Origin of the sequence: Algimonas porphyrae (genome assembly GCF_041429795.1) — a bacterium.
GTDB classification, from domain to species: Bacteria; Pseudomonadota; Alphaproteobacteria; order Caulobacterales; family Maricaulaceae; genus Litorimonas; species Litorimonas porphyrae.
Genome location: NZ_CP163424.1, coordinates 1,467,673 through 1,491,442, shown reverse-complemented (window position 1 = coordinate 1,491,442; position 23,770 = coordinate 1,467,673). Strand labels below are relative to the sequence as shown.

Genomic DNA, 23,770 nt, shown 5'->3' with positions numbered 1-23,770 from the left:
CCCCATGCGCCCGTTCATTTACAAAACATTCGCAGGCTTTGCCGTTCTTCTCACAATCCCTGCGCCCTCTTTCGCGCAGGCAAGCTCGCCCCAGACAAACTTGTCTCAGGTCAGCTTGTCAGAGCTGGATGCGCGGCTGCGCGCCTATCCGCAGCTCGATGCCTTCAACCTGCGGGCGGACGCGGAGCGAGAGCGCGGGTCGGCTGCGACTGCGCTGCCCGATCCCGAAATCACGATGGGATTGAACAATTTCCCGCTATTTGACCCCTCCTTCACTGAATATCTGCCGACCAACAAGTCGATCGGCCTGCGCCAGCGCTTTCCCAATGGAGACCGTCGCGACGCTGTCCGGGACGAGGCCTTTGCCCGCGCAAGCCGCCTCGACGCCGCGCGTGCGGCGCGGCTGGCGGAACTCCGCGCGGATCTGCGTGTGCAGCTGGTCACCCTGCAGCGGCTGCAGGACCAGCTCGTCCTGCTCGACGCCCGTCTCGCAAAATATGCCGAGCTCGATGAGATCGTCCTGGCAGAGGTCGATGCGGGCCAGCCGTCGCTCTTCCGCTTGGCTGAAATCGAGGGCGAGCGGGCCGAAGTCGGACGCAGCCGCGTCGCGTTGCGGGCCGAACAACGTCAAGCCGAGGCGCGACTGCGCGAGCTGGTGGAAATTGTCCCTGTTGGGATCAACATAGATCCCTCTTTGCGCGAGTGGAATGCACAGGCTTCCGCCTTTCACGCCGTGCGGGTCGCGCAGGAGACGATTGGTATTTTTTCCAGTCGGATCGATGCCGCACGAGCCGACTACAAACCCGATTGGGGTGTTCAAGCGACCTATCAGCAGCGTGAAAACGGGCGTAATTTCGATGGCGACGACTGGGTCAGCATCGGCGTGACGGTGAGCGTGCCGCTCTGGAAGAAGCAGAAACTCGACCCACAGCTCCGTGCGGCCCAGGCCGATCGCTCCGCCGCCATGGCCGATGTGCAGACAGCGGCGCGTGCCGCCCTGTCGCGCTATGAGGCGCTCGATGCGGAGCGCCTGGCCGCGCGCGACGCCGTGCGTGTCATCGAAACCAAGATCGCCGCCGTGGGGCAGGCTCTGGCCGACCGGATGGTTGTCTATGAATCCGGACTGGGTGGCTACGCCCCTATCCTCGACGGTGAAATTGCCGTGCTGGCCTTGCGGGGAGACATCGTGGTCGAACGCGCGCGCGAAGACGTCGCAATTATCAGAATGAACGGCCTTCAGGTCGGCGGCTTCGATGGCGGGGAGGTCCAGCCATGAGACGTTTTCTTCTTCTTAGCGCCGTGGCCCTCGCATCCTGCGGACAACCCTCCACCGGTGACAAGCCGAGCGCAGTCGAAACCGTCGAGGCTCAAACGGGTGAGGCACAGCTCTACACCTGCCCCATGCATCCGCATTACATCAGCGAGGATCCTAACGGCTCCTGCCCGATCTGCGGCATGGACCTGGTGCCTGCGCAAGCCAGCGACGGCGTGCTGGGTGATGGCAGCGTGGCGGTTTCGCCGGAGATTATTCAGACATTGGGCGTGCGGACCGAGCCCGCGCGCGTGACGGACTTTTCCCGAGAGCTTCGCGCCTTCGGCACGGTCGAGGCAAATGAGAGCCTGCAGGCCTCGGAAACCTCGCGACTGGAAGGCTGGATATCGGACCTTCGCGTGCGGGCCGAGGGAGACACCGTGCGGCGCGGCCAACTCCTCTACCGCATCTACAGTGCCGAGCTGATCGGGGCGCAGAAAGACCTGCTCAACAGCCTGCGGATCGGCAATCCGCGCCGGATCGCCTCCGTGCGCCAGCGCCTTGCCTCGCTCGGCATGCAGACCGGGACCATCGACCGCGTCGTGGAAACTGGGGAATTGGTAGAGCGCGTGCCGATCTATGCGGAGAGTTCCGGCTCGATTGCCGAAATCATGGTGGCCGACGGCGAATATGTCCGCCCCGGCACGCCAGTCTTGCGCCTGCAGGACTATGGTGAGGTTTGGGTGATTGCGCGTATTCCGGAAGGCGAACTTCCGCTGGTGCGTGAAGGCCTGCCCCTCACGCTTAAATTTCCGAGCGCGCCCGATGCGAATGGCGAGGGTCTGGTCGACTACATCTACCCCACCATCGACCCGGCGACCCGAACGGCCCAGCTGCGCATCAGCCTACCCAATACAGACGGAAGGCTGCGTCCCGGAGCCTATGCCGATATCGATTTCAATCTGTCGCGCGACGAGCGCCTGTCCGTACCGGCCGAGGCCGTCTTGCGGGACAGCAAGGGAGCCTATGTCATCGCCGCACTGGGCGAAGGCCGGTTTATCGCGCGTGGGGTCACGATCGGCGAGACGGCGGGGGACCGGACGGCCATTCTGTCGGGCCTGAGCGCGGGCGAATTTGTCGTGGTGAGCGGACAGTTCATGCTGGGCAGTGAGGCCAATCTGCGAGGCGGTTTCGCGCAACGCTCGCAAGGTGTCGCGTTCGGGGCCGATACGCCTCTGTCCGAACTGCCGATCGATGCTACGACGCTGGCGCAGATCGACCACTTCACGGATCAGGCTCTGTATTTCCACGAAGCGCTGACCGACGGCTATGCGATCGATCCCTATTTCGTCGATCCAGCCCTGGCGCTTGTCGATCCGCTGCGGTCACGTTTTGGCGCGACTGCTCTGAACGATGTCCTGACCCAAGCAGAAGCCGCGCTCTTGCAGGCCAAAAGCTCGGACACTCCGGAAGACCTCCGCACTGCTCTCGCCGGGCTGATGTGGGCGCTGGAGCCTTGGTTGCTGGAGGGAGCGCCGTCGAGCTATGCGGCGCGCGGCGTGATCATGTTCGAGGACACAGGGTCCGGTCGCCGCTGGCTGCAGGACGCGCGACCCGCCCGCAACCCATACGGCGATGGCGGTTCGATCCTTGTCCCATGGCCTGATCCGATGGAGGGCCCGATGGAGGGTACGGCAATGCCGTCGCGCGACATCGACACCCATGCCGGGCATCAGTGATGAGTGCCAATCACGACATAGCCGGTCGCGATCCGTCCGACTCCTCTGTGGCGAAAGTGATTGGCTGGTCGGTCGCCAATCCTCTGATCGTCATCGTGGTGGCGCTGGCGCTGGCGGTCGCGGGATGGCTCGCGACCGAGGCGACGCCGCTCGACGCCGTGCCGGACCTGACCGACACGCAAGTCATCATTCGCACCGACTTCCCCGGACAAAGCCCGCAGGTTGTTGAAGATCTCGTGACCTACCCGCTTTCGTCCGCACTCCTCGGCCTGCCCGGCACGGAAGACGTGCGCGCCAGCTCCATGTTCGGCACGAGCTTCGTCACAGTCGTGTTCGAGGACGGCGTGGATCTATACTGGGCGCGCTCTCGCGTCCTAGAGTTGCTCTCAAGACTTGGCGCAAGCCTGCCGCAAGGCGCCGTGCCGGAGATCGGGCCTGACGCGACAGGGGTGGGCTGGGTCTACCAATACGGGTTGGTGGACCGCTCGGGCCGCACCGACCTGGCCGAGCTGCGCGCCCTGCAGGATTTCTTCGTCAAGCTGGAACTCTCCAGCGTCGCGGGGGTCGCCGAGGTCGCAAGCGTGGGCGGGTTCGAACGCGAATATCAGGTTCTCGTCGATCCCAATCGGCTCAGGGCGCTCGGCCTCTCCATGACGGAGGTCGCGGAAACTATCCGCACATCGTCGATCGAAGTGGGCGGGCGTGTCATCGAGCGCGGCGAGACCGAATATGTCCTGCGCACAGACGGCTATGTCAGAGGCGTGGATGATCTCGCATCGACCGTGATCTTCGCGCGACAAGGCGCGCCCGTTCGCCTGCGAGACGTGGCGCGCGTGGTCGAAGGTCCAGCCCTGCGCCGCGGGGTCGTGGAACTGAACGGTGAGGGCGAAACAGTGGCGGGTATCGTCGTAATGCGCGACGGTGAGAATGCGTTGGACGTCATCGACCGGGTCAAGGCCCGCCTTGCCGACGTCGCGCGCGGCTTGCCGGACGGCGTGGAAATCGTCACCGTCTATGACCGCGCGCCGCTGATCGAGGGTTCAGTCGATTACTTGCGAAAGACCCTGATCAAGGAAGGGGCGATCGTGGCGCTGGTTGTCCTGCTATTCCTTCTGCACATCCGCGCCTCCCTGATCGCCGTCATTACGCTTCCCCTGGGCGTAGTCGGCGCATTCCTGATCATGAACATCCAGGGCGTGACGGCAAACATCATGTCTCTGGGCGGCATCGCCATCGCCATCGGGGCCATGGTGGACGCCTCGATCGTGCTGGTCGAGAATGCCGCCCGCAAGCTGTCCGATGCGGGCCACAAGGTCGTGGGCGAGGAGCGCAAGCGCATCATCCTCGAAAGTGCGCGCGAAGTCGGGCCCGGCATTTTCTTCTCGCTGCTGATCATCACGGTGAGCTTTCTTCCAGTCTTTGCGCTCACGGGTGAAAGCTACCGCCTGTTCAGCCCGCTAGCCTTCACCAAGACCTATGCCATGGCATTCGCCGCCCTGCTCTCGGTGACGCTCGTGCCGGTTCTAGTGGTGCTGTTGCTGCGCGGGCGTTTCATCGCCGAACGCCGCCATCCGCTCATGCGCGTGCTCATCTGGCTCTACACGCCGCTCCTGCGTGGGGCGCTGAGCCTGCGCTGGGGTGTTGTCGCCCTCGCCGTTCTCGCGACTGCGAGCCTTATCATCCCCGCGCGCAATCTGGGCTCGGAGTTCATGCCCGCCCTCTACGAGGGCGAGCTGCTCTACATGCCGACGACGCTTCCGGGTGTATCCGAGACCAAGATGCGCGAGTTACTTGGCCAGACGAACCGCCTGATCGCAACCGTGCCGGAGGTGGAGCGCGTCTTCGGCAAGGCCGGCCGCGCGGACACCGCAACCGACCCCGCGCCCCTATCCATGATCGAGACGTGGATTCAGCTGAAGCCCAAGAGCGAATGGCGTCCGGGTCTGAACGCGCAGGACATCATTGCCGAACTCGATCAGCGGCTGGCCATTCCTGGTCTCGTCAATAGCTGGGGCTATCCCATCAAGATACGCATGGACATGGTGAGCACGGGCGTGCGGACACCGATCGGCGTGAAGATCACGGGCGAAGACCTGGATGAACTGGAACGGCTCGCGCGCGAGGCAGAAGGCTTGATCACGGACATTCCCGGCACGCGCTCCGCCTTTGCTGACCGCGTTCTCGGCGGCAAATATCTGGAGATTATCCCAAACCGCGAAGCGCTCGCGCGGCGCGGCATTTCCATGGCAGCCTTCCAATCCGTCGTGCGCACGGCCATTGGCGGGGAAGTCCTGTCCCAGAGCGTGCAAGGCCGTGAGCGCTACGACATACTCCTGCGCTATGCGCCTGAATATCGCGACAGCCCCGAGGCTATTGGCGAGGCGATCGTGCCCGCGCCCGGCGGCGCGGTCGTGACACTTTCGGAGGTCTCGAAAATCCGCTTCGCGGAGGGGCCACCCATGATCCGCTCGGAAAATGCGCGCCTGACGGGTTGGGTTTTCGTGGACATCGAAGACCGCGACCTCGGTAGCTATGTCGGCGAACTGCGCCGGACCCTGGCGGACGGCCTTGCCTTGCCGCCCGGCTATGCGGTGGGCATTTCCGGCCAGTACGAACAGCTCGAAGAGGCGGAGGCGCGCCTGCGCATCGCCATTCCGGCGGCCATCCTGTCCGTGTTCCTGCTGCTCATGCTGCATTTCGGTCGGCTCGACCGGACCCTGCTCGTCATGCTGTCCATGCCGTTCGGTCTGGTCGGCGGGCTGTGGGCGGTGTGGCTGGCGGGCTACAACCTCTCCGTCGCGGTAGCTATCGGCTTCATCGCATTGGGCGGCATCGCGGTGGAAACGGCCGTCATCATGCTGCTGTATATCGATGCCGAAGTCCGCGCGCGACAGCCGCGCGACCGAGGCGAACTGCGCGACGCCGTCGTGGGGGGTGCCGTACAGCGCCTTCGGCCGAAGCTGATGACCGTGCTGACCATCTTTGCCGGGCTCGCGCCAGTCTTCTTCACGGACGGTCTGGGCGCGGATGTCATGCGCCGCATCGCCCTGCCCATGGTCGGCGGCATGGCCTCGACCTTGGTGCTCGTGCTTTTTGTCGTGCCCGCGCTCTATCTGATCTACATCGGACGCAAGTTCACTCACCAACCCCAACCCCAAGGAGACTCCCATGAAGTTACGTAACGCGATCGCGACCCTGGCCATTCCTCTGGCCCTTGCACTGACCCTGGCCGCCTGCGGCAAATCGGGTTCGCCCGACGCAATGGACGATATGGACCACAGCACCATGGACCATTCCGGCATGGACATGACGTCCCCCGCATCGGGTGACACCGGCATGACGACGGGCACGATCCGCTCGGTCGGGGAAAATGGCGATTTCCTCACGATTGCCCATGAGCGCATCGAAGGCGTCGGCATGGATGCCATGACCATGGGTTTCGACATCATGAGCAGCGTCGATCTGTCGGATTACGAGTTGGGTGACCGCGTCGCCTTTGCCGTCAAGAAAGGCCGCGACGGATCCTACCGCATCACCGCAATCTGCGAGACGACAGGCACGGATATGAGCTGCCTGAACTAGGCCACGGGTCCGCGGCGGACACGCCTCGCGGTTCTAGGGGAGACAGGATCATGACGTCGGCTTTGCTGAACAGGTTTGTGCGAAAGCTGCATCTCTGGCTGGGGATCGCTATCGGTGTCCAGCTGGGTCTGTGGCTCGTCTCGGGCCTCTTCATGACCCTGTTCCCGATAGACACCGTGCGCGGCGCGCATCTGCGAGCGGAAATTACGCCGACGGCCTTGCAAATCGATGATGCGCTGCTCTCGCCATCCGACATGCTGCAGCGCGTGCCGACGGCGGAAACGATTATGCTGCAGAGCATGGGAGACCAATTGGTCTATCGCATACAGTCCGGGGGTGAGACCTTTGTGCGGAGCGCCATGACAGGGGATACAGTCGGCCCACTATCGCGCAATCAGGCAGAACAGATCGCTCGTCTCAGCTATGCTGGTAACGGATCACTGGGAAAGGCTGTCCTTTATAAGACAGATCCGCCGCGCGAATACGGCCGCGCGGGACCCGTTTGGCGAATTGAATTCGATAAACCGGATTCGGCCAGCTTCTATGTGGACGCCACGACTGGCGAGGTGAAGGCCGTGCGCACGGGTCTCTGGCGTGTTTTCGACCTCATGTGGGGCCTGCATATCATGGACTGGTCATCACGAGAGAACTTCAACAGCTGGTGGATCAAAGCCACAGCCACCGTCACGGTCGTGTTTTTCATCTCTGGTCTTTGTCTCATCATCTTGCGTTTGAGAACGGCGCTGAACCGCCGCCGGAAAATGAAGGAGGCGGGGTGATGGTATCGACGCTCGCAACGGAACCTCTGACCAAGGCAGACCCGCTATTCGGGAAGAATCACTTCACCTTGATACGTTGGGTGCTCGCGGGGTTCGTCGCACTCGGTCATTTCTGGCTGACGACCACAGGCTATGAGCCTTTCCGAATCCATCAATGGACGGGCGGTTACATGGCCGTGAATGGATTCTTCGTTCTTTCGGGACTCTTGATCATGAAGAGCTTGGCCACGCGCAATGATCTGAAATCCTACACCGCCTCGCGGCTCCTTCGCATTTTCCCAGCGCTCATCGTTATCATGTTGGCGTTCGGGTTGATTTTTGCGCCCATATTCTCAAGGCCGGGCGGTCTGCCAAATCTCGTTTCGGCCGAGACATGGAGTTATGTCTTGCGAGTTCTCGTTATGGGTGACCCTCAAGGCGCGCCAGGCAGCATATTCGCCGGAAATCTCGAAGAGGATTTTAACGGTCCGCTCTGGACGATACGCTATGAAATGGCGGCATACATCCTCGCCGCTGTCGCCTTCACGATTGGGTTGGCAAAGCGTCTTTCGACGACACTCATGATGTGGACTGGCGCAACGGCGATCTATCTATTGCTACCGCATATCATTGATACATCTTCATTGCCCGCATCGATCCTGCCTTTCTTCCGCCTGTCCTCATGTTTCTTGCTGGGTATGGTATTGTGGCATTGGCCTGCAGCACGTCGCCCGCCGTGGTGGTCTATTGCAATGGTCTTTGGATTATTTCTGGCTTTCGGAGCCGGACCGATTGGAGAGTTTCTCGCAACACTCAGCCTGACAGGCTTGATGCTACGACTGGGTCTACCGGATCAGACGTTCGATCCTCTGCTTAGACTTCCAGACTACTCCTATGGCATTTACATCTGGCATTACCCTCTTATCCAGGCCGTCCTATTTTTCATTCCCGACCTTGGCCCTATTCAGATTATGGTGATTTCGACTCCGTTATTTGTTCTGGTGGCAGGACTGTCCTGGCATCTGATCGAGAAGCCTTCCCTGAGACTCAAACGAAGAATTAGCTAATACAGGGGCGCGAGCTAGGGCGGTCTTAATTTGCTCCATCATTTGCCGGTTCATTCGCGATGCAGCTTGTGACTTTGCCTCTGCTTTTGGGGATCGCAAAATGTCGGTTTCAGCGCGTGTCCCGTGACCGGCTCATTGTGTCGTGGAATGCTTGATTGACTCTAGCTGTCGCTGTCTGAAATCGAGCGAACCACCGTCGCCATATTGGGGCCTGCTATTCTTGTGCCCCATGAGAGTACACCGCAGTCCGTAATCCAAGCCTCCTTCAAGCATGCGTTTTTCAAACGCATGACGGAATGAGTAAATGGTGTGCTCCGGCGTCTCCAAGAGACCGTTATTGCGAAAGAACTTCATCAAGCTATTCGACAATAATGAACTTTTGTCGCGGTAATGCGGAAAGCCCTCTGGTGCTTGACGAAGCGCTTCAAGCGAAACTCCAATTAGAGGAATCTCTCTTTGCGACGCCCGCGACTTCAGTTGGCGCCCTGCCTTCGGGCGGATCAAGATGTGGGGCACATTGCAGTCGAGGCGAATGTCCTCGGCCTCAAGATTAGCAATCTCGCTCGGACGACAGCCTGTCTCGACCAGTGCGCGCACGATAAGTCGAGCCTCCTCGTTCAAGCCGTCTAATGCTCCGGGCGCAAGGATGCGTCCCGTGACCCATTGGTCTGAAAATGCAGGACGGCTCGTCGTTACGGTGTCGCTGTATCGCAGGTTTCGGAATGGGTTCTGCCGATCTTCCTGGCCTTCGTAAGTCCAGTATTCCCGAAACAGCTTTCGCAGATTTCCAAGGTCTCGGTTGGCACTGTTCGGCTTCATGCCCTTTGAGCCATCGGACGGATGCAGACGCTCTCCCCACCACTCATAGAAGGCGCGACCGTGGCTCCTATCGATAGCGTTCATCGGCAGGTTTCCGCAGAGCGCAACAAAGTTCTCGATAGCGCGCTCCTTCGGCAGTCGCCACTTGGCGGCTTGGGCTGGTGATTTTGTGCGTAGGTCGTTGACGGCGAGCTTGTCGAAGTAGAGCGCCAACGCATCTCGAACAGTCACTGTCGGCTCGGGCGCTGCGCCGAGAACCGCGTCGGCAATCGCTTCTGTTGCATGTGGTCCGGTGGCGACCTTGACCCGTTGGACAAGCTCCTCGACGCTCGCCTTTGCGGCAAGCGTTTCGACCGGCTGGAACAGTACGCCCATGGCGCGCGCTCGACGCTGCGCTGATCGATATCGACAGACCTTTGCGACCTCCGGAGTTGAATTGTTACCCAACTCGGCGAGCATGGATTCCCACTGCTGCTCATCGGCATCCGCCATCGCGTCACGTCGCTCGCGCGCTACGGTAAGGGAGTCCGTGTTAAGCGAGGCTTTGCTGTAGGTGCGGTCGTCCACCTCGGCATAACGCTTGGGTATGCGGCGGAAGTAATACCAGCGTTCTCCACGCCGGACGAGGTATCGGTTTCGGGTCGTTCCCATGGCAAAATGTTACCCAGTCTGTTGCCCAAAATGTTACCCAGAAGTGGCGGGAAACGGCAGGCGGTTGCAGGAAGCCGCAGGAAAACATAAGTTTTCCAGTGACTTAGCATTAACAAACTTGCGGATAATGGCGCACCGGGGAGGATTCGAACCCCCGACCCCCAGATTCGTAGTCTGGTGCTCTATCCAGCTGAGCTACCGGTGCGTCTAGGCGGCGGGCTTTAGTCGGGCAGGCGCGGAGCCGCAAGGGGTTTATGAGGCTGATTTACAGCTTTCGCACATAGTAACGCACGGCTTTGCCGTCCGGATCCTCCGCATCGCCCACTGGTACGAATCCCAGGGTGATATGAAAGGCATGACTGGCCGGATTGTCAGGCACGCTATTGACCTCGCATGCCAGCGCCGCATGACCTTGTTGTCGCGCATAATGGGCGACATCGTCGTATAGGATGCGTCCGGCTCCCTGTTGCTGCATCTCTTCACGGATAATGATGCGATCAATATAGAAGAAATTTGTCAGGCGGTCACCGAGCCAGTCGACATGTTTGTGTCGGTAGTCGCCCATGCCTGAATAGCCGATCAGGACGGCCTCTCCGCCTTGCAGCTGACGCGCATAATCGGATACTCGCAACAGATCGTCGAGCTCCTGCTCGCTCAGGGGCGACAGCCAATGCACATAATGAGCATTATTGCGCAGGATCGCGGCATGATGCGACGGGGCAATCGCGTCCGGAGTCATGTCCTTTCTTGTCATCGGGCCTGTGTCATTTCGGCGTCTTCATGTCGTCGCCCTCATATTGTTTGTCCTAGCGAGCCGCCAGAACGCCGCGCGTCAGCGCCCGGGCGACGGCGCGCGCGGCTGCAGAACCGAGCTGCGACAGCTCCCCCGGACCGGACAGTTCCATCTCTCCGATCGACAGGGCAAAGATCGTGTCGCCGTCCAGCGGCGTGTGGGACGGCTGCACGGACAGTGCGAGCCCGTCCTGCGCCATGATCGCCAGCCGATTCAGATCGGACGTCGACAGCGCCGCATCCGTCACGACCGCACCGATCACCGTATTCTGCCCAGCCTGGGCCAAGAAGGAGAGTTTGGTGTCCATGGGCGGCGACCATCGATAATCGGCAGGCGGGGTAAGCCGACCGAATTCCCCGTCCCGTTCATAGATCCAGGCATGGGGAACAGCCGTTCCCGGCAGAAAAGGCGACCCGACGGGATTGGCCGCAATCAGGGCGCAGACCGTTGCCTCACCGACCGTTTCCGTGGCCATACCGAAACCGCCGGGATAGATACCGGCCGTCGCCCCGTAGCCCGCACCGATGGCGCCTTCGCCCGTTTCGCCACTGGCAGCTGCGAACGCTTCGCTACCGAGGCGTTGATAAGGCGGCGATGTTCCCCAATCCTTGTCGCCGCCATTGGCATTATCGAACAGGATGGCCGACGGCACGATGGGAGAGACCGGAATGGGTGGACGTCCGGCGACAAAGCCGATGCCCTGTGCACCCAATTCGCGGCAGACCGCATCGGCAGCTCCCAGCCCGTAGACCGATCCACCGGCCAGGACGATGGCGTGGACGCGGTCAACCAGCCCGCCGGGGGCCAGCGTATCGGTTTCACGCGTGCCGGGTGCGCCACCGCGGACATCGACCGCGCACAGGCTGGCACGGTCGGGGAGGATGACGGTAACGCCCGTCCTGACACGCATGTCATGCGCATGTCCGATTCGCAGATTGGAAAAGGGAAGAAATTCGGATGAACCATCAGCCATGTCGGGGTCCTATGCGGTCGCACGCGACGTGGCAACGCGGGGCGAGAGCTTGACTCTTGGCGGCCAACTTCACAGATATATGAAGTTCGTCTCTTTTTCTCGTCTCCTTTCGAAGAATGGAATCGGACATGAAGCGGCGGGGTGGCACTCCCGCCGCTTCGCTTTTTGCCCAAAGCCTGTCGACGTCTCCTTACGAGCGCTGCGCATGCAGCGCAGCCATGCCGGAATGATCCAGATCGGCGACAAATCCATTCATCAGCTTGCGTGTGCAGCGTCCGACTGTCACGGAACTGCCGATCCGCATCGGAATCGTCACCTTGCAGGATTTCTCCGCCTTGCGCTGCAGCGCTGTATACAGCTTCTCCATACCGTCGTCGGATGTCATCAGTGACGTCGGCACGGCGACGGTGATGCGCTCCCCGTTGGACTTGGCGCTGATTTCGACCTTGGCTGCCACCTGCGCCGCAGCGGGCAGCGCCGTCATCATCAAGGCGCCTGCCAGCAGAGCGGTGCGGGCGAAAGGTTTCGTGGTCATTGTCATGATAGTCTCCTTTAGTGTGTAAAGGTCGGCTCCGTGGCACCGGAAGGACGACCTTGATTTAACATCTAGCTTCGACTACAAATGTAGACAAGAATATTTTTATTGAAAATCGATAATGTTTGGCCGTGCATCCGGGATTTGCACGGCAAACTCTTGATTTACCTTCCAAACCTTCTAAATGTTTCCGGCTTGCAGACTGGCCTGATGCCGGTTTTGCTGAAAGCACGACCATTCCGACGCGCGACGAGATCGATATCCATGCAGAAATTTCCCATGACCCCGGAAGGCCATGCCGCGCTCGAAACAGAGCTGAAGCATCTGAAGACGACAGAACGCCCTGAAATTATCCAGGCCATTTCCGTTGCGCGTGACCATGGCGATCTGTCGGAGAATGCCGAATATCACGCAGCCAAGGAAAAACAGGGCTTTATCGAGGGCCGGATTCAGGAGCTGGAATCGAAACTGTCCCTGGCGCAAGTGATAGATACATCCAACCTGCGGGGCGATAAGGTCACGTTTGGGGCCAATGTGAAGATCGTCAATGAAGATACGGACGAGGAATCCGAGTACCAGATCGTCGGTGAAGACGAAGCCGATGTGCGCGACGGCAAGATCTCCAATACCAGCCCGATCGCACGGGCCATGATGGGCAAGGAAGTCGGCGACGTCTTCGAAGTCATCGCACCGGGCGGCGCCAAGGGCTACGAAATCCTCGAAATCGGATATAAGTAGCCGATGCGGATCCTCGTCGTCTCTGACGGTCGACGTGGAATCGAAAACCAAGCCTTGGGACTGGCCGAAGCGGTGGCCGGACAATCAGCAACGGCCTGCGAAATCCTGACCCACCGGCTGACGCCGCGCTCGGCTTTTGCGGCCCTGCCGCCATCCCTGCAGCTGATCGGACGGCGCGATTTCGGCCTGCCGCGCGCCGATCTTGTAATCGGATGCGGGCGACAGGCGATTGCCCCCCTCATCGCGATGCGCCGGAGCGGATCGGCCTTTACCTGCTATGTCCAGGACCCCCGGCTCGATCCGTCACGGTTCGACCTGGTGGTCGCGCCGACGCATGACGGCCTGTCCGGCCCGAATGTGGTCAGCATGATCGGCTCGCCGAACCGTGTCAGCCGTGACCGGATCGTAACGGACCTGCTGCGCCTGTCGGACCGGATCAACCGCCTGCCCGCACCGCGCGCCATGCTGGCCATCGGCGGCCCCAGCCGGACGCACGCGATCAGTGACGCCGACGCAGCCTTTCATCTGAACGCCGCACGGCAACTCCTGGACGAGGGGCACAGTCTGCTGGTCACCACATCGCGCCGGACGCCGGACGTGGTTCAGTCCCAATGGGAAGAGCTGGCCGCACAAGCCGGCGCAATCTGGTTGCACACGCCGGATAGTGACGACGACAACCCCTATTTCGCCTTTCTGGGCGCAGCCGACCTTATCCTCGTGACTGAAGACAGCACTAATATGCTGACGGAGAGCTGCGCGACTGGCAAACCCGTCTACCGTCTGCCGATGAGCGGCCAGCCGGGAAAATTTCAGCAGCTCTATGACGCGCTGGAGCAACGCTGCGGCCTTAAACGCTGGGACGGAACGCAACGGACAGCCCCCTATGACCCGCTGAACGAAACGGCGCGAGTGGCCAAAATCATATGGGATCGCCTCCCGTCCCGCCGCTAGCGCAGTATCGTTCACAGGAATGCGACAGGCAGGCGCTTGCGGGGCGGCGGGCGTGCACCTATTTTCACGTTACACCCTGAAAGGCCTTCTTCCATGAGCGACACCGTTCATCATCCTGTTCTGATCATCGGCTCCGGCCCTGCTGGCTATACGGCTGCCGTCTATGCGGCACGGGCGCTGCTCAAACCCGCCATTGTGGCGGGGCTACAACCGGGCGGGCAGTTGACCATTACCACCGATGTCGAGAATTATCCCGGATTCCCGGAAATCATGGGCCCGGAATTGATGGAAAAGTTCAAGGAACATGCGCTGAAATTCGGCACGGAATTCTATGAGGACATGATTGTCGACGTCGATTTCACCGTCCATCCATTCAAGGCGATCGGCGATGGCGGCATGGTCTATACGGCAGATTCCATCATCATCGCCACAGGCGCGCAGGCCAAGTGGCTCGGCCTCGAATCGGAAGAGACATTTGGCGGTTTCGGTGTCTCGGCCTGCGCCACATGCGACGGGTTTTTCTATCGTGGCAAGGATGTCGTCGTCGTCGGCGGCGGCAATACGGCTGTAGAAGAAGCGCTTTATCTCTCGGGTCTCGCCAGCAAGGTCACACTCATCCACCGCCGCGACGAACTTCGGGCCGAGAAAATCCTCCAGGAACGCCTATTCGCCAAGGATAATGTCGAAATTCTCTGGGATCATACGCTGGAAGAGATCGTCGGCGAAACGACGCCCATGCCGAATGTAACGGGCGCACGGATCAAGCACGCCAAGACGGGCGAGGAACGCATCCTGCCGACCCACGGCGTCTTCATCGCCATCGGACATAAACCCGCCACCGAGATATTTCAGGGTCATGTCGAGATGAATGAAGGCAATTACATCATCACCGCACCCGACAGTACGCGCACCAACATTCCGGGCGTGTTCGCCGCCGGGGACGTGTCCGACGAAACCTACCGTCAGGCGGTGACAGCAGCAGGACTTGGCTGCATGGCCGCGCTGGAGGCGGAGAAGTGGCTCGCTGCGCGCGACGCGCTCGGCGAACAGGCCGGAACACATAGTGTCGTGACCGAACTGTCCGACGATCTCGCTGCCAAGTCGGTGGATATCGATCAGCTCAGCGGAGCCGTTGACGCAGCAGAATAAATCGATCCGACCGGCCCGCTCGGCCGTGGTTGCGCTTTCTTTCAGAGCGGCATATTGAATTACGATGCAATTAAACCGTGTCTATCGGCTTACGCCTGCGTGGCTTGTCGCCATTCTTTTCCAAGCTGCATGCACGCCATCGTACACGACCGAGTTACAAGGCACCCAGATTCCAACAGTCCAGTCTGAGGCCCAAGATTTACAGACTTCGCAAATGTCGATACTAGAGCCGCCGGCATCCCCAACTGACGATTATCGGGCATACGGTATGTTGCGCGAAGCTTACAGGATACAGAATGCAAGCGTCGCTGCCAACGCTTACACTGATGACGCCATCATTGAATATGCTTATGGTTCGGACCGAACACGCCACGTAGGCCGTGAGGATATTGAAGCATCATTTTCCGACTTCTTTTCACAAATTGGAACGCAGGAACAGATCGATCTTAATTTCAGAATTGAAAGTTCCGCGCCCGAAGGCGAAAACCTTCGCGATCGGGGTGTCTATCGGTTGAGGTTTGCCAGTGGCGCTGCATCCTATGGGTATTTCGAAGTCGAGCGGGTGATACAGAACGGCGCCTCGGCAATGTTCACCTTTGACCGAGCGACCGATGCGACACGTGACGCGTTCGAAGCTTTACCAGGCCCGGTTCTTTTCGATGCTGATTCCGAACAGCTCGATCCTGCCTATTATCGTCGATTGACGGGTCGCTATCAGCGTCCTGACGGTTGCGACATTATCGTAACCCAGTCAGCCTATCGCCTTTTCGTCAGGGATGGTTGCACGGAGGTCTGGCAGGGCCTGAACCGCGTGTCCGGATTGGAATGGACGGGTGGTGAAACTGTCCTGTCAAGCAATGTTACAACGACGTTCAAATTCGATGAGCCGACAACTTCCGACAGCCAGACATTAACGATGACGCAGAATGGTCAAACCGTATCAGCGAAGCGTAATACTGCTTACACTAAAGATGAAATCAGCTTCCAATCCTCTGACGATACGTCCCTCTCCGGATTGATTTATCGCCCGGTCGAACCCTCAACTAAGGCATCGGTTGTGCTCATTCATGGCTCTGGACCACAGGACCGCAACGGATATGCGTCGATCATTGCCGTTATAGCCGATGAATTTGCGGCCAATGGCCATGCCGTCATTGTCTTCGACAAGAGAGGAACCGGCAGTTCCGAGGGAGATTGGAGTCGGGCGGGCTTCGACAGGCTTGCCGAAGATGTCATTGCTGCAGAAAAAGCGCTTTTGGCCGACGAAGCCTTATCGGACAGACCTGTAATCTATGCGGGGTCCAGCCAGGCCGGATGGGTCGCGGCCACAGCCATCGAACGTGGCGGGCAGGCGAAACAGATCGTGCTGCTCGGTGCGGCAGGAGCCGCAATCAGCGTCAGAGAGCAGAATATCTATAATACGCGCATTCGCATGGGTTGTTCTGGAATTGATGAGACGTCGATTGATCTGGCATTACGACAGCAGAATGCATTCTTCGACTTTGTGGCTAATCCCGCTATGTCAGATACTCTGCAGGCCGTGACAGAACAAGCATCCGCTGATGAGACAATTCGAGACTGGCTCTTTCCCGACGCGGAATCCGTCGATCTGGATGGTGATAATTGGTTCACCACCCTGTCGTTGGAATTCGACCCGATCACTGTCTGGGCGGATTATTTAGGACAGATGACATTCATCTTCAGCGAGCATGACGACTCGACTCCAACGGATCGGGCCATAAGTCGCCTGAAGGACACGATCGGCGAGGACAATCTTCAGACCGTCTTGCTTGATGGCGCTCAGCATCTGGGTCTGCTCGCATCCGGACCCTGCGACGCATCACTCAGCACGGTCAGCCGCTTTCATCCAGATCTTTTCCGCGCATTGACGGACGACTAGCCCGGACATTGAAAGGATTACGGTCGCCTTCATGCAGGCGGCAGTCCAGCCAGACTCGTTGCTAGCGATATGCGTCGCCCACGCTTTGCCACTTTGCACGTGTGCCAATCCCCTTTAGGAGCGCCCTCATGCCGGACTCGATCGACTGGGACAAACTCAAGACGTTTCACGCGGCGGCGCGGACGGGATCGCTGACGGGCGCAGCTGAGGATCTCGGCATTTCACAATCAGCCGTATCGCGACAGATTGCGGCGCTGGAAGATCGCATGAACATGCCCCTCTTCCATCGCCATGCGCGCGGATTGACCCTGACGGAAGAAGGACAGGTTCTGTTCAAGACCGCAGACGAAGTACACGGCAAGATCGCCATGAGCCTGGCAACCGTCCAGAATGTCCGCCAGCTGCCACAAGGCGTTCTGCGCGTCAGTTCTCCCATCTCTTTGGGCTCCAACTGGCTGACGACCGTCCTGCCCGAATTCATCAAGACCTATCCCGACATCGAAGTTCAGCTGCTGCTGGAAGACAGCGAACATGATCTGATGAGTTTCGACGTGGACTGCGCCCTTCGCCCTTGGCCATCGACGCAAGGCGACCTGATCGAGCGCAAACTCGGACAGATCACGCAGTCGCTCTATGCCTCCCCGGCCTATCTGTCGGAATATGGTGCGCCAGCATCCGCGCAGGATCTCGACGATCACGCGATTGTCGCTTTCGGCGACTTGCTTCCGTCAAAATTGCAAAGCTCGAACTGGGCGCTGACAGCCGGTCGGGACGAAGGCGCCGAGCCGCGCAAGCCCGTCATGAGCATAAACAACCTGCACGGGATCATGCGCGCCGCCGAATCCGGTGTCGGTGTCGCGGGTCTGCCGGATTACATGACGGCTGCGACGCGGCGACTTGTCCGGATTCTACCGGATGTGCGAGGTGAAAGCTTCGAACTCTACTTCGTCTACCCGACTGAGCTACGCGGCTCGGCCAAGGCTAAGGTATTCCGGGAATTTCTGCAGCGCGCGACACGCACATCGCCATCATTCATTAGCTGACGACAATTTTCTGGCGGTTTCTGTGCTTTGTTATGCAGAAATGCATAGCAAACTTGCGTCCCTATCGGTTCTGAATGAGTTTGAACCTCCCTAAATGACACTCAACACACGGCGACGTCCTCCCCTTTTGCCGCTGCTGTGTTTTTTTGCCGCAACTCACTCTCCCCGACTGAATTGCGAAGACTTTAGCCGGACCTTGCAATTTGCAAGTGTCCGGCTTTTTTTTGCGCAAAATCTTAACTCCTTTCGACCAGACCTGACTTGAAACGCCCAAGACTTGCAGGTGGAATTGGCATGAACGACATTACGGGCAGCGCCTTTATCGACGAGCAGGATGTCACAGTCTCGACTCTCGTCGATAGCGGCATGGAGCGGGACTTTCTCGACATGCTGCTGCGCAACATTGATTTCGGTGTGGCCATTCTCGATCAGGATCTGCGCTACCGGATGATGTCCAATGCTGTCCGGCGACAGCTCAGAATAGGTCCGGATGATATTGCGATCGGCGATCCGTTGTCCAAGATGCATGACGTCATGATGAAAAACGGCATGCTGACGCCGGAAATCATGGCCGAGAATGCGCTATCGGCCAGCGAACAGCGAAAGAATGTGGCCGAAGGCCGGGGCGTCACCTCTCGCCTCGTCAAGATGGGCGATGGCACGACGCACCGCTTCTGCCGTCAGGTGCTGGATAATGGCTATACGATTTCCGTGTCCAACGATGTGACGGAACTGCTGGAGATGACCAATCTCCTCAATGCCGCGTTGCGCATGGGAAAAGCGGCCTTCTGGATCTACGATGTGAAGTCGAAGGAATATACGCTCTCAGAGTCCCTTCGCAACATGCTGTCGGAAGACGGCGACGCCAGTGTTCGCAAGAAGAACATTTTCCAGATGATACATCCCGAGGACCGACCCGGCGCGCAGGACGCAATGTCGAAGCTGTCGCGTGACAATCGTCGCGTCGAGCTGGACATGCGGACTCTGGTTGCGAAAGATGAATATCGCTGGACGCGGACAAGCGCGGAAATCCTGTTCGACGTGCATGGCCACCCGCAAAAAATCCGCGGTTTCGTCCGCGACATCGAGAATGAGCGCCGTCATGAAGCGGAGCTGGAGCGTATGCGCGACGAAGCCGTTCATGCCAGCAAGGCCAAGTCGGAATTTCTCGCCAATATGAGCCACGAAATCCGGACGCCGATGAATGGCATATTGGGAATGGCCGAGCTGCTTTCAGGCTCCGACATTGATGACCGGCAGCGCGAATATGTCAATGTCATCACCAGTTCCGCGACCGCATTACTGGCAATCATCAACGATATCCTGGATTTCTCGAAGATCGAAGCCGGCGCGCTCGAACTCGACCCGACCCCGTTCGACCTCAAATCATCGGTCAACGATGTGACTTCATTGCTGACAGCTACCGCGCAGGACAAGGATCTGGAACTGATCATCGACTATCCGTCGGAGCTGCCGCGCCACTTTATCGGCGACGCCGGACGGATCCGGCAGATCCTCACCAATCTGGTCGGCAATGCAATCAAGTTCACATCCGAAGGCTACGTCCAGATCGAAGTTCGGATCGACAATGAGGCGGGCGACCCCGAGTGCCCAGTCGTGGCCCTGGACGTCAAGGATACCGGGATCGGCATTCCTGCAGACAAGCTGCAAGCCATTTTCGACAAGTTCACGCAGGCGGATGGATCGACCACCCGCGTCTATGGCGGCACCGGGCTGGGCCTGGCCATCACAAAGCGGATTTCCGAGATGATGGGCGGACAGATCGAAGTCACCTCCGAAGTCGGCGTGGGCTCCACCTTCGGCGTGCGCATCCCGCTGCAACGCGATCATAATGCGGTCGTCGAAACGTTCGATATCGAAGCTCTACGAGGCAAACACGCCCTGATTGTCGACGATATCGACGTCAACCGCACCATATTGACAAAACAGCTGGAAGGCTGGGGCATGACCAGCGAAACGGCCAGCCACGGCGTCGAAGCGGTCGAGCGAATAAAGGCCAATGCGTCGGACCCGACGACACGGAACTTCGATGTGATCCTGCTCGATTATCTGATGCCGGGCGTAAATGGTCGCGAACTGGCCTCGATCCTGACCAAGCAAGACCAGCTTCCTGTTCCCAAGATGGTCATGCTGTCTTCCTGTGATCAGTCCGTATCCAGCCAGGAACTCGCCGAGATCGGCATTGCGTCCTACCTGGTCAAGCCGGTCCGCGAACGGCGGCTCTTCGATACGCTGGGTCGCGTTCTCGCGCGAAAAGCCGTCCAGGCTGAGCCCGTGACAACACCTCCAGTCGAGGTTGCCGCGCCTGCAGTGACAGCACCAGAGGCAGTTGAGATAGAGCCATCCGTGAACACATTGTTCGACCTGTCGGGCTTCGACAAAATCGCCGACGATAGCCCGCTGGATGACCCGGTCGATTTCCTGAAGACAGGTCTGCTGTCCGCACCGATAGATATAGCGCCGCAAGAGACAGCCACGCAGGTGCAGGCAATGCCAGCAATCCAGGCCCAAGCGGCAACCCAAATGCCCCCTGCGGTCCAGCCTGCAGCGACTGATCATCGCACCCAGCCACAACCTGTAGCGCCTGGATTCCCGGATATGGCTCTGGAAGAGGTTGTCGCGCCGGCTGCGCCAGACCCGGCCGCTGCCCCGGACCCGGCCCTAGCTCCAGCCCCAGCCCTTGCCAAGAACCCGGCCCCAGACGCCGTCAAATCTCCCGACGCCGCGCCTGCCAAGCAGGAAATTCTCGTCGCCGAGGATTTTCCGCTCAATCGCGACGTGGTCCGGCTCATGCTGGTCGACACGGCCTTCGAACCGGTCTTCGCTGAAAACGGTAAGATCGCATCCGACATGTTCATGCAGGAAGCGCATCGCTTTCCGCTGATCTTGATGGACGTCTCCATGCCGATCATGGACGGTTATGAAGCGACGCGCACGATCCGTGCTTTCGAGGCGGAAACAGGCGCGCAACGCCCCGTTCCGATCATTGCCCTGACCGGTCATGCGCTGAAGAATGACCGACAGGACTGTCTGGACGCCGGCATGACCCATTATCTGACCAAGCCAGTGAAACAGAACCAGTTGCTCGAAGTGCTGGAACGCTATTCGGGACGTGCGGTCGACAGCTCCGAGACACGCGCCGCTTGATCACAACTTGTTCGCCATGAAAAAAGCCCGCCTGAAAGGGCGGGCTTCATCATGTCTGGATTGCGATGGGCTTAGTAACCGATCTTTTCCAGCTCGGCTTCGAGCTCAGGCAGCGCCTTGAACAGGTCTGCCACAAGGCCGTAATCGGCAACCTGGAAGATCGGCGCCTCTTCGTCCTTATTAATGGCAGCGATGACCTTGGAGTCCTTCATGCCAGCCAGGTGCTGAATGGCTCCGGAAATACCGACAGCGATATAGAGATCCGGCGCAACGGCCTTGCCGGTCTGACCGACCTGATAGTCGTTCGGGACGTAGCCCGCATCGACTGCGGCGCGAGAGGCCCCGACAGCCGCGCCGAGCTTGTCGGCAATGCTGTCGATCAGGGCGAAGTTTTCGCCCGACCCCATCCCGCGGCCACCGGAAATGACGATCTTCGCACCGGTCAGCTCCGGACGGTCGGACTTAGTCAGCTCTTCGGACACGAATTCAGAGCCCGTATCACCGATTTCGGCGGATTGCGCATCGACCGAAGCCGAGCCGCCTTCACCCGCAGCCGGGAAGGCCGTCGTGCGAACTGTCACGACCTTTTTCGGGTCTGCCGATGTGACATAGGCGACGGCATTGCCTGCATAAATGGGACGTTCGAACGCCCCGTCCTCAATACCTGTGATCGAGCTGATCTGCTGCGTGTCGAGCTTTGCGGCGACACGCGGCATATAGGCCTTATGCGTCGTCGTATCCGGCGCCATGACGGTATCATAGCCGTCCATCAGCGCGACGATCGTCGCTTCCATCGCTTCGGGCATCTGCTTTTCCAGCAGCGCATGTTCGACGTGAATGATCGCACGCACACCGTCGATCGTCTTCGCGGCATCGGCGGCAGCAGAGGAGCCCTGCCCGGCCACCAGAATATCGATATCCCCACCCAGCATGGCAGCGGCAGAGACGGTCTTGGATGTGGCGTCGGCCAAGGACGCGTTATTATGTTCGGCTACAACCAGAGTCGCCATTAGAGAACTCCCGCTTCATTCTTGAGTTTATCGACCAGCGTCGCGACGTCTTCGACCTTTATGCCGGCTTCGCGCGCTTTTGGTTCCGTCACTTTCACGACGCTCAGACGCGGCGTCGTGTCGACGCCGAAATCGTCGGGCGTCTTGGCTTCGATCGGCTTGCGTTTGGCTTTCATGATGTTGGGCAGCGACGCATAGCGGGGCTCGTTCAGACGCAGATCGGTCGTGACAACAGCCGGGAGCCGCAGATTGACGGTTTGCAGACCGCCGTCGATTTCCCGTTTCACTTCGATCTTGCCATCGCCAGCCGAAACCGTGTTGGCATATTGACCAATCGGCCAGTCCAGAAGCGCAGCCAGCATGCCGCCTGTCGCCCCATAATCATTATCGATCGCCTGCTTGCCCATGATGACAAGGTCAGCGCCCTCGGCCTCGGCCACCGATTTCAGGATCTTGGCGACAGCGAGGGGTTCCAGATCGTCATCGGTTGTGACGTGAACGCCCCGATCCATTCCCATGGCCAGAGCCGTCCGAATGGTTTCCTGCGCTTTGGCCGGGCCGATAGAGACAGCAATCGTTTCGGTCGCCGTGCCGGCTTCCTGCATGCGTACCGCTTCTTCGACAGCAATCTCGTCGAACGGGTTCATGCTCATCTTGACGTTGGACAGATCGACACCTGACTGATCAGGTTTGACTCGGGCTTTGACGTTGTAGTCAAGCACGCGCTTGACCGGGACGAGAACTTTCATGGGGTCTCCACGGTTCGAAAAGGTGAATTTGGCGATCATATGCGAAAGGCGGGCCGCACTTTCAAGCGACATTCCCGCACAGGGGCGATCCTTAGGCGTATGTTTCTAATCCGCGCACCGCAATCCCCTCGAATAAGGGCTATCAACAAGGGCTATCAGGCCGGGCTCTCTTGACTGTCGTCCGCCTGCACCGGGAAGATTTTGCGACCCCATACGTAGGGAACCCACGTAAAAAAGAGCAGTCCGCCGGCAAAGCCGTTCAGATTGGTGAACCAGGCAAGCGCGGCCACGCCGAATGCCAAGCAAGCTTCGAACCCGCGGGCAAAGCAGGCCCGCTGGGTCATCGCCAGCTCATACGCGTTGAGCTGCAATACCTCCGCCTGTCGCAACGCATGAACATACATGAGGCTGATCACGCTGAACAGCATGCCATATATGACGCCGAATATAGCGATGATACGGCCCGAGATTTCAAAGCTGGAAACGCCGATTTCCAGGTTCCGCGATACATCGCCCGTGGAGACACCAATGACGAAGGCAAAGAAGGAATCGAAGGCGAACCGGAGTGGGTAAGCCATGTAGAGGACAAGAAAAATCAGAACGGCATTGTAGAAAATTACTCGTTTATCGGTCAGGCCATAGCGCCTGAAAAAGGTGTAATGCGCGCTCCAGACGCTGAGCAGGACTGCGAATCCTGCCGCAGCGGGAATGATGAAAACGAGAAAACGGATGAGCTCCGGATAGGTCGTCGGCGCATCGATCCCGCTGATCAACATGCCGAGCGCCAGTGCGAAGGCGATATCCGACAGGTTTTCGATCCGCGTGACCGATTCGCCACGCCAGCGAAAATGCGGTTCATGGTCCAGATGTTGCCCGACCGCATCGCGCAACAT

General features: G+C 59.4%; 19 protein-coding genes and 1 tRNA gene. 12 read left to right on the top strand and 8 right to left on the bottom strand.

Going from position 1 to position 23,770, the window contains the following annotated elements; genetic code table 11:
- Positions 1 to 4 precede the first annotated feature (4 nt).
- From AB6B39_RS07240 to AB6B39_RS07215, 6 genes are read left to right on the top strand one after another with little or no spacing between them, the layout of a single operon-like run.
- A complete protein-coding gene (locus AB6B39_RS07240; protein ID WP_284369267.1) occupies positions 5 to 1,276 on the top strand; it encodes a TolC family protein in 1,272 nt (423 codons plus the stop codon).
- Positions 1,273 to 2,991 (top strand): efflux RND transporter periplasmic adaptor subunit, encoded by a 1,719-nt coding sequence (locus tag AB6B39_RS07235; RefSeq protein WP_371398734.1) that lies wholly within the window; start codon positions 1,273 to 1,275, stop codon positions 2,989 to 2,991. The genes AB6B39_RS07240 and AB6B39_RS07235 overlap by 4 nt, the downstream gene beginning before the upstream one ends.
- Positions 2,991 to 6,173 (top strand): efflux RND transporter permease subunit, encoded by a 3,183-nt coding sequence (locus AB6B39_RS07230; RefSeq protein ID WP_371398733.1) that lies wholly within the window; start codon positions 2,991 to 2,993, stop codon positions 6,171 to 6,173. The genes AB6B39_RS07235 and AB6B39_RS07230 overlap by 1 nt, the downstream gene beginning before the upstream one ends.
- Positions 6,160 to 6,573, top strand: coding sequence for a copper-binding protein (locus AB6B39_RS07225; protein WP_371398732.1), 414 nt, complete (start codon positions 6,160 to 6,162; stop codon positions 6,571 to 6,573). The genes AB6B39_RS07230 and AB6B39_RS07225 overlap by 14 nt, the downstream gene beginning before the upstream one ends.
- 50 nt (positions 6,574 to 6,623) lie before the next feature.
- Positions 6,624 to 7,352, top strand: coding sequence for a PepSY domain-containing protein (locus AB6B39_RS07220; protein ID WP_284369271.1), 729 nt, complete (start codon positions 6,624 to 6,626; stop codon positions 7,350 to 7,352).
- Complete coding sequence (locus AB6B39_RS07215) at positions 7,352 to 8,398, top strand: acyltransferase family protein (protein ID WP_284369272.1); 1,047 nt, start codon at positions 7,352 to 7,354, stop codon at positions 8,396 to 8,398. The genes AB6B39_RS07220 and AB6B39_RS07215 overlap by 1 nt, the downstream gene beginning before the upstream one ends.
- Before the next feature lie 132 nt (positions 8,399 to 8,530).
- On the opposite strand, the gene AB6B39_RS07210 is transcribed toward AB6B39_RS07215, so the two are convergent.
- From AB6B39_RS07210 to AB6B39_RS07190, 5 genes are all read right to left on the bottom strand, one after another.
- Positions 8,531 to 9,868 (bottom strand): tyrosine-type recombinase/integrase, encoded by a 1,338-nt coding sequence (locus AB6B39_RS07210; protein ID WP_284369273.1) that lies wholly within the window; start codon positions 9,866 to 9,868, stop codon positions 8,531 to 8,533.
- A 128-nt stretch (positions 9,869 to 9,996) separates the two neighbouring features.
- Positions 9,997 to 10,073: transfer RNA gene (locus tag AB6B39_RS07205), tRNA-Arg, on the bottom strand.
- Positions 10,074 to 10,133: 60 nt separating this feature from the next.
- Entirely contained in the window at positions 10,134 to 10,622 is a 489-nt protein-coding gene (locus AB6B39_RS07200) for a GNAT family N-acetyltransferase (RefSeq protein WP_284369274.1), read from the bottom strand.
- A gap of 52 nt (positions 10,623 to 10,674) precedes the next feature.
- Positions 10,675 to 11,634, bottom strand: a complete 960-nt coding sequence (locus AB6B39_RS07195; RefSeq protein WP_284369275.1) for a P1 family peptidase — start codon at positions 11,632 to 11,634, stop codon at positions 10,675 to 10,677.
- 190 nt (positions 11,635 to 11,824) lie between these two features.
- On the bottom strand, positions 11,825 to 12,175 hold the full coding sequence (locus AB6B39_RS07190; RefSeq protein ID WP_284369276.1) for a UrcA family protein: 351 nt from the start codon (positions 12,173 to 12,175) through the stop codon (positions 11,825 to 11,827).
- Between the two features lie 258 nt (positions 12,176 to 12,433).
- On the opposite strand from AB6B39_RS07190, the gene greA reads away from it, so the two are divergent.
- From greA to AB6B39_RS07160, 6 genes are all read left to right on the top strand, one after another.
- Positions 12,434 to 12,907, top strand: a complete 474-nt coding sequence (gene greA, locus AB6B39_RS07185; RefSeq protein ID WP_284369277.1) for a transcription elongation factor GreA — start codon at positions 12,434 to 12,436, stop codon at positions 12,905 to 12,907.
- Positions 12,908 to 12,910: 3 nt separating this feature from the next.
- Positions 12,911 to 13,858 (top strand): mitochondrial fission ELM1 family protein, encoded by a 948-nt coding sequence (locus AB6B39_RS07180; protein WP_284369278.1) that lies wholly within the window; start codon positions 12,911 to 12,913, stop codon positions 13,856 to 13,858.
- A gap of 93 nt (positions 13,859 to 13,951) precedes the next feature.
- Positions 13,952 to 15,007 carry a thioredoxin-disulfide reductase gene (gene trxB / locus AB6B39_RS07175; RefSeq protein WP_284369279.1) on the top strand — a complete coding sequence of 352 codons (1,056 nt, stop codon included), beginning with the start codon at positions 13,952 to 13,954 and terminating at the stop codon, positions 15,005 to 15,007.
- Positions 15,008 to 15,275: 268 nt separating this feature from the next.
- On the top strand, positions 15,276 to 16,907 hold the full coding sequence (locus tag AB6B39_RS07170; protein WP_284369280.1) for an alpha/beta hydrolase: 1,632 nt from the start codon (positions 15,276 to 15,278) through the stop codon (positions 16,905 to 16,907).
- 128 nt (positions 16,908 to 17,035) lie between these two features.
- Positions 17,036 to 17,950 (top strand): LysR family transcriptional regulator, encoded by a 915-nt coding sequence (locus AB6B39_RS07165; RefSeq protein WP_284369281.1) that lies wholly within the window; start codon positions 17,036 to 17,038, stop codon positions 17,948 to 17,950.
- Between the two features lie 294 nt (positions 17,951 to 18,244).
- Positions 18,245 to 21,118 (top strand): response regulator, encoded by a 2,874-nt coding sequence (locus tag AB6B39_RS07160; protein ID WP_284369282.1) that lies wholly within the window; start codon positions 18,245 to 18,247, stop codon positions 21,116 to 21,118.
- A gap of 71 nt (positions 21,119 to 21,189) precedes the next feature.
- Here the strand turns inward: AB6B39_RS07160 and AB6B39_RS07155 are convergent, their stop codons facing one another.
- The 3 genes from AB6B39_RS07155 to AB6B39_RS07145 form a co-directional block, all read right to left on the bottom strand.
- On the bottom strand, positions 21,190 to 22,128 hold the full coding sequence (locus AB6B39_RS07155; RefSeq protein WP_284369283.1) for an electron transfer flavoprotein subunit alpha/FixB family protein: 939 nt from the start codon (positions 22,126 to 22,128) through the stop codon (positions 21,190 to 21,192).
- Positions 22,128 to 22,877: an electron transfer flavoprotein subunit beta/FixA family protein gene (locus AB6B39_RS07150; RefSeq protein ID WP_284369284.1), complete on the bottom strand. Its 750-nt coding sequence runs from the start codon at positions 22,875 to 22,877 to the stop codon at positions 22,128 to 22,130. The genes AB6B39_RS07155 and AB6B39_RS07150 overlap by 1 nt, the downstream gene beginning before the upstream one ends.
- 155 nt (positions 22,878 to 23,032) lie before the next feature.
- Positions 23,033 to 23,770: a TMEM175 family protein gene (locus AB6B39_RS07145; RefSeq protein ID WP_284369285.1), complete on the bottom strand. Its 738-nt coding sequence runs from the start codon at positions 23,768 to 23,770 to the stop codon at positions 23,033 to 23,035.

What these genes read in the sequence shown, in the direction of transcription:
- AB6B39_RS07200 (WP_284369274.1), bottom strand. Translation starts at nt 10,622, where the DNA reads ATGACAAGAAAGGACATGACTCCGGACGCGATTGCCCCGTCGCATCAT.
- trxB (WP_284369279.1), top strand. Translation starts at nt 13,952, where the DNA reads ATGAGCGACACCGTTCATCATCCTGTTCTGATCATCGGCTCCGGCCCT.
- AB6B39_RS07220 (WP_284369271.1), top strand. Translation starts at nt 6,624, where the DNA reads ATGACGTCGGCTTTGCTGAACAGGTTTGTGCGAAAGCTGCATCTCTGG.
- AB6B39_RS07165 (WP_284369281.1), top strand. Translation starts at nt 17,036, where the DNA reads ATGCCGGACTCGATCGACTGGGACAAACTCAAGACGTTTCACGCGGCG.
- AB6B39_RS07240 (WP_284369267.1), top strand. Translation starts at nt 5, where the DNA reads ATGCGCCCGTTCATTTACAAAACATTCGCAGGCTTTGCCGTTCTTCTC.
- AB6B39_RS07160 (WP_284369282.1), top strand. Translation starts at nt 18,245, where the DNA reads ATGAACGACATTACGGGCAGCGCCTTTATCGACGAGCAGGATGTCACA.
- AB6B39_RS07150 (WP_284369284.1), bottom strand. Translation starts at nt 22,877, where the DNA reads ATGAAAGTTCTCGTCCCGGTCAAGCGCGTGCTTGACTACAACGTCAAA.
- AB6B39_RS07235 (WP_371398734.1), top strand. Translation starts at nt 1,273, where the DNA reads ATGAGACGTTTTCTTCTTCTTAGCGCCGTGGCCCTCGCATCCTGCGGA.
- AB6B39_RS07180 (WP_284369278.1), top strand. Translation starts at nt 12,911, where the DNA reads ATGCGGATCCTCGTCGTCTCTGACGGTCGACGTGGAATCGAAAACCAA.
- AB6B39_RS07230 (WP_371398733.1), top strand. Translation starts at nt 2,991, where the DNA reads ATGAGTGCCAATCACGACATAGCCGGTCGCGATCCGTCCGACTCCTCT.
- AB6B39_RS07145 (WP_284369285.1), bottom strand. Translation starts at nt 23,770, where the DNA reads ATGTTGCGCGATGCGGTCGGGCAACATCTGGACCATGAACCGCATTTT.
- AB6B39_RS07170 (WP_284369280.1), top strand. Translation starts at nt 15,276, where the DNA reads ATGTTGCGCGAAGCTTACAGGATACAGAATGCAAGCGTCGCTGCCAAC.
- AB6B39_RS07195 (WP_284369275.1), bottom strand. Translation starts at nt 11,634, where the DNA reads ATGGCTGATGGTTCATCCGAATTTCTTCCCTTTTCCAATCTGCGAATC.
- greA (WP_284369277.1), top strand. Translation starts at nt 12,434, where the DNA reads ATGCAGAAATTTCCCATGACCCCGGAAGGCCATGCCGCGCTCGAAACA.
- AB6B39_RS07155 (WP_284369283.1), bottom strand. Translation starts at nt 22,128, where the DNA reads ATGGCGACTCTGGTTGTAGCCGAACATAATAACGCGTCCTTGGCCGAC.
- AB6B39_RS07210 (WP_284369273.1), bottom strand. Translation starts at nt 9,868, where the DNA reads ATGGGAACGACCCGAAACCGATACCTCGTCCGGCGTGGAGAACGCTGG.
- AB6B39_RS07190 (WP_284369276.1), bottom strand. Translation starts at nt 12,175, where the DNA reads ATGACAATGACCACGAAACCTTTCGCCCGCACCGCTCTGCTGGCAGGC.
- AB6B39_RS07215 (WP_284369272.1), top strand. Translation starts at nt 7,352, where the DNA reads ATGGTATCGACGCTCGCAACGGAACCTCTGACCAAGGCAGACCCGCTA.
- AB6B39_RS07225 (WP_371398732.1), top strand. Translation starts at nt 6,160, where the DNA reads ATGAAGTTACGTAACGCGATCGCGACCCTGGCCATTCCTCTGGCCCTT.